The organism is Micrococcus sp. HSID17227, from assembly GCF_003989405.1.
Lineage (GTDB): Bacteria > Actinomycetota > Actinomycetes > Actinomycetales > Micrococcaceae > Micrococcus > Micrococcus luteus.
In genome coordinates, this window is the sequence record NZ_RBLN01000078.1 from 1 (window position 1) to 8,813 (window position 8,813).

Below are 8,813 nucleotides of genomic sequence, written 5' to 3' on the forward strand. Positions count from 1 at the left end.
TGCTGCGCGAGGCCCTCGCCCCGCCGACGCCGCGGCGGGCCACGACGCCGACGCGCGGCCCCCGGCGGCGCCGGCTGGAGGCCAAACGCCGTCGCTCCGAGGTGAAGCGCACGCGCCGCCGCCCCGGCCTCGACTGAGGCCGCTCGCAGGCGGCGGCTCAGTCCCGCGCGGTCACCCCACGGCCGGCGGCCGAGCGGTGACCCCACGCGTCGCCACGCCGGGCGAGGTAGTCCTCTTCGGGCCAGCTGCTCACCCCGGACACGCGCATCCTCACCACCCGGCCGTCGTCGCCGAGGTCGAACGGGATGCGCTCCCCCGACGCGCCGAAGCCGTCCTCGTCCTCGGGCAGGAACGTGGTGGCGTCCAGCGCTCGCAGCTCGTGCATCCTGTCCCGGGGGCCGGGGGTTCCGGGGTCGATCAGCACGAGGCGCTCGCCGGCGCGAACCACGTCCGTCTCGCCCCACAGGGAGACGTAGCGGCCGGTCAGCCGGTCGAGGTCGTCGGTCGTGACACCGGTGGGCAGCGCCTGCCCGTCGGCGGCGTCCTGGGCGAGCAGGTCGATGAGCTCGACGAGGCCCACCGCGAGCGCGTCCGCCGGACCGTCCACGGCGTTGGTGAGCACGCTGACGGTCAGACCGGTGGCCGGGTCCACCAGGGTCCGGGTGATCTGCCCGGGGAAGCCGCCGGAGTGGCCCACGAGCCGTCGTCCGCCCACGCTGATCCCGATCAGGCCGAGCCCGTAGGTGCCGGTCCCGGTCCCCCGCGGGAAGGAGGCCTCGGCCCGGTGCATCAGGCGCAGCGCGTGCTCGTCCAGCAGCTCACGCCGATCCAGTGCGAGAGCGGAGAAGAAGCGGCTGAGCTCCTCCGCCGTGGAGACGAAGCCGGTGGCCGCGGCCAGCGCGCCGGTGGCGGTCGGTGCCACGCTCACCCGACGCCCACGGCCGTGGGCCCGGGTGTGGCCGACGACGGCCCGGCCCGCCGCGTCGTCGTCGATCTCGGGGCGGGTGTCGGTGAGGTTGAGCGGGACGAGGATGTCCTCCGTGACGTGCTCGGCGTAGCCGCGGCCCGTGGCTGCCTCGATGATCGCCCCGAGCAGGCCGTACCCGATGTTCGAATACTTGAACCGCTCCTGCGGGGCGTAGGTGGCGCCGTGCTCCCGGACGATCGCGCGCAGGGCGTCGGCGTCCGGGAAGGGGCCGTCGAGCTGCCAGTGGTCCGCGTCCACCCCGTCGCGGATGGCGCCGGAGGTGTGCGAGAGCAGCTCGCGGACGGTGACCCGGGCCAGCGGGGTGGCGGCACAGTCGGGCAGTCGTCCGGCCACGGTGTCGTCCAGGCGCAGACGACCGGTGGCGACCAGGCGCAGCACGGCGACGGCCGTGAAGGTCTTGGAATGGCTGGCCACGCGGAACAGGTGGCCGGTGGTCAGCTCCGCCCCGGTGGCCTCGTCGGCCACCCCGAACGCGGCGGAGAGCACCAGCTCGTCGCCGAGCCGCACGGCCACCTGGGCGCCGGGTACGTGCCGCGTCTCCACCTGGGTGGCCAGCCACCGGGACAGGTACGGGGCCGCCTCCCGGAGGCGGTCGAGGGACGGAGCGGGCGGCGGGGCGGGGGTGGTCCGGGTCACGAGAGGCCACTGTACGATGCCGGCCGCGCGGGCTCAGACGCGGGTGTTCTGCGATTCCGGGGCCAGGGGCGCGTGGGCGGGGTTGGACAGGGAGAGCACGACGGCGGCCACGCGCGGGTGCTCGAGGAGGGCGTCCTCCACGCGCTGGAGCAGGACCGCGGCCTCGCTCTCCCGCTCGTCCCCGGCCAGGTCCACGGCCCCGACGACGAAGAGCTTCTCCGGGCCGACGTACTCGAGGTGCAGGTAGCTCACGGAGAGCACCTCGGGCCGCTCCAGCAGCCAGCGCAGCACCCGGGTCCGGATCACCGGGTCGGCGACCTCGCCGACGAGGAACGCCATGTTCCGCGAGAGCAGGAAGATCGCGACGACCCCGAGCAGCACGCCCACGAGGATCGAGCCGGCGGCGTCCCACCGGGGGTCCCCGGTGAGCTGGTGCAGGGCGAGGGCGGCGGCCGCGATGGCCAGGCCGATCAGGGCCGAGGCGTCCTCCACCCACACGGCGCGCAGGGTGGGGTCCGAGGTCTGGCGCAGGAACGTGGCATCGCTGATGTGCCGCCGCTCCGCGTCGCGGCGGACGCGCCGATGCGCGTTCAGGAACGAGATGCCCTCGAGCACGAACGCGACGGCGAGCACGATGTACGCGATCGTGTACTCCGCCTCCTCCTCGGGGGCGGACCAGGCCGTGATCCCGTGCCAGACCGAGACCGCCGAGCCCACCGCGAACAGGCCGAAGGCCGCGACCATCGACCACACGTAGGCCGCGCGCCCGTAGCCCAGCGGGTGCCGCGCGTCGGGGGCTCGGCCGGCCCGACGCTCCGCCAGCAGCAGGAAGACCTCATTGCCGGCGTCGGCCCAGGAGTGCGCGGCCTCCGCCACCATCGCGGCTGAGCCGGTGACCGCGCCCACGATCGACTTGACGACGGCGATCACCGCGTTCACGCCGAGGGCGATCAGGACGGTCAGCAGGCTCTCGCCGCCGGTCTCGGCGGCGGGCGGGGCGACGGCGGGCGGGGTACGGGTCATCCCCCGAGTCTGCCCCTGCAGGCGGGTGCCGGGCCAGGCTCGCCATGTCCGGGTCCGCCGGTCCGGGAGCGCGAGATGGGGTCCACGCGGATCGGCGTCGCCGAGCCCGTGAGGTCTCCGCGTGCGCGGCCTAGCTGTAGGAGGGCATGACGTTGTTGACTCGGGTCGGTGCCAGTGAGGCCGGAGGAGCGTCCCCGCAGGAGGTATGAGGCCGATGGTAGTTGTAGTGGTTCACCCACACCGCCAGGGCCTCACGCCGAGCTTGCTCTGAGGAGTACGGGCGGGCGTAGAGGACCTCGTCCACCATCAGCCGGTTGTACCGCTCGACCTTCCCGTTGTGACGCGGGGTGTAGGGGCGGATCCGGTGATGCCGGCCCCCGAGCGAGACCACCTTCCGGGTGAAGTCCACGGCCCGGTAGTTGTTGCCGTTGTCCGTGATCACCCGGTCCACGGTGATGCCGTGGGCGGCGAAGAACGCCCTCGCCCGGCAGAAGAACCCGATCGTGGTCACCGTCCGCTCATCCTCCAACGCTTCGGTGTACGCCAGGCGGGTGTACCCGTCGATCGCCGAGTGCAGGTAGGTGTACCCGACCCGCCGGCCAGGCCCGCGCTTGGCCGCTCGCGCGTTCTCGGAGTCCCGGCCGTGAGCACGCCAGCCGCCCCCCTCGGGGATGCGCCCGATTTTCTTCACGTCCAGGTGCACCATGTGCCCCGGCCCTCTCGCGGTGATCTTCTGGGGTCGTTGGCGCAGGTCTTCTCCGGCCGGGGTCAGGTCCCGTAACCGGGAGATCCCGGCCCGGTGCAGCCACCGTCCCACGGTACGAAGACACACCCGGTGGCCCTCGGAGACGAGGTGGTGATGGATGCGCCGTGCGGACCACTTGCGCTCCCGCCGCAGGGCGTGGATCTGGGCGACCAGGACCGGATCGAGCTGGGCAGGTGAACGGTGCGGCCGGCTGGGCAGGTCCTGAAGGCCGGCTTCTCCCTGGGCGCGGTAGCGGGCGACCCAGGTGGCCACCGTGGGCCGGCTCACCCGGAACTCGGCTGCCACGTGCGCCTGCGGGATCCCGTCGTGCAGGTGGCGTTGGACCATGCGCAGCCGGCCGGTCGGGGTCAGGGGTGCGTTAGCGTGAGTCATGAGTGGGTCTCTTCTGGCAGGTGGGTGGTGTAGGAACTTCCATCCTGCGGGGCGGGGCCCACTCGTCTCATCTCAGCCGGCGCCTCGTGGCAAGAACCTCATGACCCACAACACCTAGCGTGGGGCCATGACGGATTCTCCCCTGCACCTCGACCACCCCGACGCCCCCCGCATCATCGTGCTCGGCGCGACGGGCTACGCCGGATCCCTCGTCGTGGACGCCCTCGTGGCCCAGGGCGCACGGCCCGTGCTGGCGGGCCGAAACCGGGACTCGCTCCAGCACGCGGCGAGGCGGCACGACGGGCTGGAGGTCGCCGTCGCCGACGCCGGGGACCCCGCCTCGCTGAGGGCCCTGGTCACGGAGGGCGATGTGCTGGTCTCCACGGTCGGCCCCTTCGAACGCTACGGCCGACCGGTCGCCCGCGCCGCCGCGGAGCGGGGCGCGCACTACGTGGACTCGACCGGTGAGGTCGGCTTCGTGAAGGACCTCAAGGCGGACCTGGACGCCACCGCCCGACGCACGGGCGCCACCCTGCTGCCCGCCCTCGGCTTCGACTACGCGCCGGGCATGCTCGCGGGCGGGCTCGCGCTGGCGCAGGCCGGTGGACGCGCACGGTCCCTGCAGATCGGCTACTTCGCCGACGGCGAGCTGGACCCGCGCGTCGACCTCAGCCACGGGACGCGCCAGACGATGGTGGACGCCCTCACCGAGCGGACGATCACGTGGCGCGGCGGGCGGCTGGCGACGACGGGCCCGGCCAGCCGGTCGGCCGTCTTCCGGGTCGACGGGCAGGACCGCCGCGGCGTGCTGTTCGGCGGCACGGAGTCCCTGTTCCTGCCGCGGATGCAGCCCGGCCTGGATGAGGTCGAGGTCTTCAACGGCTGGTTCCCGGCCCGGCCCACGCAGATCGGCGCCGCCGCCCTCGGCGCGGTGGGGTGGCTCCCCGGCGTCGCCCGCGGCGTGCAGGCCCTGCTGCGGCCCTTGGCCGGGGACCCGGGTGGCCCCGACGCCGCAGACCGGGCCCGCACGGGCTCCCGGGTCGGGGCGATCGCGCGCGACGCCGCCGGCCGCGTCGTCGCGGACGTGCACCTGCGCGGCCCCAACGCCTACACGTTGACCGGGGACCTCATGGCCTGGGGCGCCCGGCAGCTCGCCGCAGGCCGGGCCCTCGAGGCCGGCGTCGTCAGCCCGATCCAGGCGTTCGGCCTCGACGACTTCGAGACGGCCTGCGCCGCGGTCGGCCTGGTGCGGGCATGATCCCGACGACTGACCCCGCCCGTGGCCCTCAGCGGGGGCGACGCCGCGGGCGGCTGATCCAGGCCAGATAGGCGCTGCCGCCGGTCAGGGCGGCGCCGCCGGCGGCCACCACCGGCCCGGCGAAGCGGCCGAGCCGGTCCTTGTACGCCACGAGCACGTTCGTGCCGCCGGTGATCATCGCGGCCACCACCATGGCGGCCACCACCCGGTCGCCCGTCCGCTCGAGGCGCGTCACGAGCGGCTCGAGCTCGCTCGCGCGGACGGTGACGTCGATCCCGCCGTCGTCGATGCGTTCCATCACCTTGCGGGCGTACTCCGGCAGGTCGATGCCGAGCTCGGCCGCCGCGATCGTGGCCCGGCCGATCCGGCCCGCCACCCGCCGGGGGTCGAGGTGCTCCCCCACGAGGCGCAGGGCGAACGGGTCGAGCACGCGGGTGTAGTCGAAGCCGGGGTGCAGGCGGCGGCCGATGCCGTCCACGATGATCAGCATCCGCAGCAGCTGCACGAGCTCGGGCGGCAGGGACAGCCGGTGGCGCCGCACCAGGGCGAAGATCTCCGAGATCAGCTGCGCCACGCGGATGTCCTCGAGCTCGCGCCCCTCGAGGCGGCCGACGATCCGGGCCACCTCCAGCCGGAGCCGACGGCGGTCCACCGGGCCGCGCGGCGGGGCGATGTCCAGCAGGGCCCGCACCAGCCCGTCGGTGTCCTGCCGGGCCAGCGCCATGGCCAGGCCCGCGAACCGGCGTCGAAGGGACGGGGAGATCCGCCCCACGGAGCCGAAGTCGATGAACCCGACGGTCCCGTCCGGCTCGATGAACAGGTTGCCCGGGTGCGGGTCCGCATGGAACACGCCGTGCTCGAACACCATGGCCAGCAGCACGTCGGCGGCCCGGTACGCCAGCTCCTCCCGGTCGATGCCGGCGGCGTCGAGTCCGGCCAGGTCGTCCACGCGCAGCCCGGAGAGCTCCTGCATGGTCAGCACGCGCGAGGTGGTCAGGTCCCACTCGATCCACGGGAACCGCACGCCCGGGGTGTCCCGGAAGCCGGCGGCGATCTCCTCGCAGGCCCGCGCCTCCACCACGTAGTCGAGCTCGGCGCGCAGCGAGCGGTCGAACTCGTCCACCATGGCCGGCACGTCCAGGTCGGCGAAGGTCCGTGAGGCCCGCGACCACGTGGCCGCCAGCGTCCGCAGGATCTCCAGGTCCGCCTGGACCTGCTCCACCACACCGGGCTTGCGGACCTTCACGACGACGGCGCGCCCGTCATGCAGGCGCGCGCGGTGGGCCTGACCGATGGAGGCGGTGGCCAGGGGCGCCCGGTCGAACCAGGCGAACAGGGTGTCGACGTCGGCGCCGAGGTCCTCCTCGACCGTCCGGGCGACGGCCTCGAAGGGCACCGCCGACGTGCTGTCCGTGAGGCGGGCGAACGCCGCGCAGTAGGCCTCGGGGAACACGTCCGGGCGCGCCGAGATCAGCTGCCCGAGCTTCACGAAGGTGACGCCCAGCTCCTCGAACGTGCGCACGAACAGCTCGGGGCGGGCCTCGGCGTCGATGCCCAGGTGCGGCTCCCCCTCCTCGAGGGGCAGCCACCGGGAGAGCCCGGCCTGCACGGCCGTGGCCATGAGGCCGTTGCGGGCCATGACGTGGGCGATCTCGCGGTAGCGCTGCAGGTGGAGGGCCATGACGCCCACGCTACCGACCGCGCGGAGGGACGGGCCCCGCCGCTCAGTCCGCGTACCGGAGCATGCCCGGCCGGACCCGCGCGTCGGCCCCGATCCGCATCCCGTCCGCGAGCGCGCCCGCCGCCCACAGCTCCCGCAGCCTCGCCAGCACCCGGTCCCGCACGTCCCACGGGCTGAGGGTGTTGACGTTGATCTTGGTGGCGCCCTCGAAGCCGGCGAGTGTGGAGACGCGCCACTTGAGCATCACGCGCCACGGCATCGGGTCCGCGACGCCGGGCGGGCGGGTGTGCCACTCCTCGTTGGAGGGGACGTCCGGGCCGGTGGCCGCGTGGGCGGCGTGCAGCAGGTCGGAGACGGCGCGCAGCTCGGCCGCGGTCTGCCGCCACGGCTGCCCCACCGGGCTCGTGGAGTAGACCTCGACCGTCGGATACCGGTGACCGAAGCCGGCGAACATCACGGCGTGCTCGTTCGCGGCGATCATCAGGTCGTGCGCCACGGCCACGTCCAGCGCGGCCTGGTTGAACACCTGCGGGTCCTCGCGCAGCCGGTCCAGGGCGGCGACGTTCTGCGCGCCGACCTCGTCGATGGCCACGAGCTGCTTGTGCAGGTGGTCGAAGGAGGCGCCGGCGGGCTTGAGCCAGTTCTGGAACACGGAGACGTACCGCACGGCGGGCGTGGTCGCGTAGAGGTCCCGCATCGCGTCGGCGGTCAGGGCCATGAACGCGTGGTGCTCATCCGGGGTGAGGGTGCCCGAGGAGGCCAGCTGGTGGTCGTCCACGGCGCCGTCGACGAAGTGCCGCCGAGCGATCACGACGTCGTGCGTGCCGCCGAAGAATGCGGCCGACGCCCCGATCAGCTCCGCCTCGGACATCGCCGCCGCCTCCTCGGCGGAGCGGCCGGAGGCGCGCAGCTTCGCGGTGACGACGGCGCGCACGTGGGCGCGGCCGGCCTCGGTGGCCAGGTACTCGTCACGGCGGCGGCACGCGTCCGGGGGGAGCTCGTAGCCGTGGTTGAGACGCCAGTAGTCGTAGCTGAGGATCTCGAAGAGGTTGGGGACCCGGCGGAAGGCCGGGATCGTCTCCTCGAGCCGCTCCGCGGCCGGATGCCGCAGGATCTGCCAGGCCGGGGCGCCGTCGTCGGCCCTCGTGGAGACGATGCGTGACTTCTCCGGCGGCGTCTCCAGCATCCGGTGCTCGCAGAAGGCGCAGTGCCGGCCGTGCTGGGCGGGGTCGAGCGGCTGCGGGGCGGGCCGGACGAGGCCGAGCGGGCGGTGGCCGCGGCCGGGCACGGTCCAGACCTCGGTACCGGTGAAGGGGTTGCGCTGCTTGACGGTGCCGTCCGGCAGTCGGGTGAGGGGCTCGCTCACAGACGGGTGCACGAGGCCAGGATACGAGGCGGTGCCGGCCCGGGCAGGCCGGCGCCGACGCGCCCGCCGGTCAGAACTCGAGCAGCACCTTGCCCTTGGCATGGTGGGATTCGAGACGCTCGAACGCCTGCTCCCAGTCGGCCAGGGGGTAGCGGCTGTCCACGGTCACGGCCAGCTCGCCGGCGTCCACGAGCCGAACGAGCTCGGCCAGGCCCGCCCCGTCCGGATGCATGAGGAAGAACTCGTAGGTCACCCCGGCCTTCTTCGCGGCCCGGCGCACCTTCGCACTGGCCACCCGGGAGACGACGGCGGCCAGCGGCCGACGCGACGGGCGCGCGGTCTCACGAAGGCTGCCGGGGCTCGGCGGGCCCGCGATGGTCACCAGCCGGCCGCCGGGCTCGATCGAGCCGAGCAGCTCGGCCATCTGATCACCGCCGATGAGGTCGAACACCTTGTCGAAGCGTTCGCCCCCCTCTGCGACGGTGCGGGCGCGATAGTCGATCACCGCGTCGGCGCCGGCCTCGCGGACGTACGGCTCACCCGCCGCGGAGGCGGTCACGGTCACGTGCGCGCCGCGCAGGTGTGCCAAGCGCGTGGCGATCAGCCCGACGCCGCCGGCGGCCCCGGTGATCAGCAACCGCTCCCCGGGCTGCAGGTCCAGGTGCTCCGGGCCGAGTGCCTGCTCGACGGCAGACCCGTCGCGCGTGAGCCAGCGCGCGCACC

The 8,813-nt window shown here is 74.0% G+C and carries 7 protein-coding genes and 1 pseudogene; 2 read left to right on the plus strand and 6 right to left on the minus strand.

What is annotated here, in order from left to right; genetic code table 11:
* Positions 1 to 137: pseudogene (locus D8M29_RS14145) on the plus strand (aminoacyl-tRNA hydrolase); the annotation flags it as partial.
* Positions 138 to 157: 20 nt separating this feature from the next.
* On the opposite strand, the gene D8M29_RS05850 reads toward D8M29_RS14145, so the two are convergent.
* The 3 genes from D8M29_RS05850 to D8M29_RS05860 form a co-directional block, all read right to left on the minus strand.
* Complete coding sequence (locus D8M29_RS05850) at positions 158 to 1,624, minus strand: serine hydrolase (protein ID WP_127435302.1); 1,467 nt, start codon at positions 1,622 to 1,624, stop codon at positions 158 to 160.
* A gap of 33 nt (positions 1,625 to 1,657) precedes the next feature.
* Complete coding sequence (locus tag D8M29_RS05855; protein WP_036338702.1) at positions 1,658 to 2,647, minus strand: cation diffusion facilitator family transporter; 990 nt, start codon at positions 2,645 to 2,647, stop codon at positions 1,658 to 1,660.
* Between the two features lie 130 nt (positions 2,648 to 2,777).
* Entirely contained in the window at positions 2,778 to 3,785 is a 1,008-nt protein-coding gene (locus D8M29_RS05860) for an IS481 family transposase (RefSeq protein WP_127445844.1), read from the minus strand.
* Positions 3,786 to 3,912: 127 nt separating this feature from the next.
* Here D8M29_RS05860 and D8M29_RS05865 point away from each other — a divergent pair, with 127 nt between their 5' ends.
* The gene (locus tag D8M29_RS05865; RefSeq protein ID WP_127445845.1) at positions 3,913 to 5,043 is read left to right on the plus strand and encodes a trans-acting enoyl reductase family protein; all 1,131 of its coding nucleotides are present in this window, start codon (positions 3,913 to 3,915) and stop codon (positions 5,041 to 5,043) included.
* A gap of 28 nt (positions 5,044 to 5,071) precedes the next feature.
* Here the strand turns inward: D8M29_RS05865 and D8M29_RS05870 are convergent, their stop codons facing one another.
* The 3 genes from D8M29_RS05870 to D8M29_RS05880 form a co-directional block, all read right to left on the minus strand.
* Positions 5,072 to 6,724 carry an AarF/ABC1/UbiB kinase family protein gene (locus tag D8M29_RS05870; RefSeq protein ID WP_036338696.1) on the minus strand — a complete coding sequence of 551 codons (1,653 nt, stop codon included), beginning with the start codon at positions 6,722 to 6,724 and terminating at the stop codon, positions 5,072 to 5,074.
* A gap of 43 nt (positions 6,725 to 6,767) precedes the next feature.
* Positions 6,768 to 8,090: a DUF4921 family protein gene (locus D8M29_RS05875; RefSeq protein ID WP_174233307.1), complete on the minus strand. Its 1,323-nt coding sequence runs from the start codon at positions 8,088 to 8,090 to the stop codon at positions 6,768 to 6,770.
* Positions 8,091 to 8,160: 70 nt separating this feature from the next.
* The coding region (locus D8M29_RS05880; RefSeq protein ID WP_148111528.1) for an NADP-dependent oxidoreductase at positions 8,161 to 8,813 on the minus strand (653 nt) is incomplete at its 5' end.